The organism is Vibrio sp. 2096, from assembly GCF_033339595.1.
Lineage (GTDB): Bacteria > Pseudomonadota > Gammaproteobacteria > Enterobacterales > Vibrionaceae > Vibrio > Vibrio alginolyticus.
In genome coordinates, this window is the sequence record NZ_JAWOUX010000078.1 from 1 (window position 1) to 1190 (window position 1190).

Genomic DNA, 1190 nt, shown 5'->3' on the forward strand with positions numbered 1-1190 from the left:
ATCGGGAAAGCAGTTTTAAATCTACTCGAAAAAATCCCGTTATTTGGTGCTGCTATAAAAGTTCTAAAAGAATTTAAAGAGGGACTGGATGATGGATTTAAAGATGCCCGTGAGACTGTAAGTGGATGGATCGATAAGATTAAGAGCATGTTTGACTTTAAACTAAAACTCCCTGATATAACACTTCCTAAACTCCCAAGATTACCACAGCCTAGGATTGTGGGTAATTTTAGTTTAATGCCACCTTCCACTCCTAGTATCGAATGGCATGCTAATGGTGGTTTCTTCAATAAAGCATCTATCATTGGTATCGGTGAAGCTGGTCCAGAAGCAGCAGTACCACTTGTTGGTCGTCGTATGGACCCGTTTGCAGATGCAGTATTTAACCGATTTGCTCAGCAATTTGGTGGCGCATTCAGCGGAGGTACTCCATCGGGTGATAGAGAGGGCAATTTAACTGTTCATTTAACCGCTTTAATGGATGGTAAATCAGTGGCTGAAATTACGACGCCATATACAACAGAAATACAAAGAAGAGAAAAAGAAATCAAGGATCAATTTTAAGGAGGGTGCTCATGGGTCAATATCAAAGCTTTACATTTAATAACCAAAGAAGAAACTATATTTTAATGCCTAGGGGTCGTAAAAGACCTGCTTGGGCACCTATCAAACGTAATTTCTTAAACACTCCAGGATATCCAGGTGCAAGGTTATTAAATACAGAAGTTGGGGCACGTCAAATTGATGTGCCTCTTATTGTTAAAGCGCAAGATATTGCTGATTTACAAAAAGTCAAAGAAGATTTAGCGGATTGGTTAATTACAGAACAGGAATGTGAACTGATTTTTGATGATGAACCAGATCGTACTTATTTAGCTACTGTAGACGGCTCTTTTGACGCAGAAGAATTAGTCAATCGAGGAAAAGGTGTAGTTACATTTATTTGTGGAATGCCATATAAATTAGGTCCTAATAAAACAGCAGAATTTCAATCAGGTGAGCGTGGGTTAATAGCAAATGTTCAAAACAAAGGAACTGTTCATTCTAATCCTATTATTGAGATTGAAGTTACGAAACCAAACACTTTTTTAGATGTATGGTTTGGCGGGGTGTCTCTAAGTGATCGAGATTATTTTCGTATCGGTATGCCACTAAAAACTGTGGAGAAGCCTGTAGAAAGGAATCAACGT

The 1190-nt window shown here is 38.4% G+C and carries 2 protein-coding genes; both read left to right on the plus strand.

Features of this window, described 5'->3' with window-relative positions; genetic code table 11:
* Nucleotides 1–564, plus strand: a 564-nt coding sequence (locus R7Q41_RS24165) for a hypothetical protein (RefSeq protein WP_318144724.1), incomplete at its 5' end; no start/stop codon positions are given.
* An 11-nt stretch (nt 565–575) separates the two neighbouring features.
* Nucleotides 576–1190: distal tail protein Dit (locus R7Q41_RS24170; protein WP_318144725.1), on the plus strand; the 615-nt coding region annotated here is incomplete at its 3' end.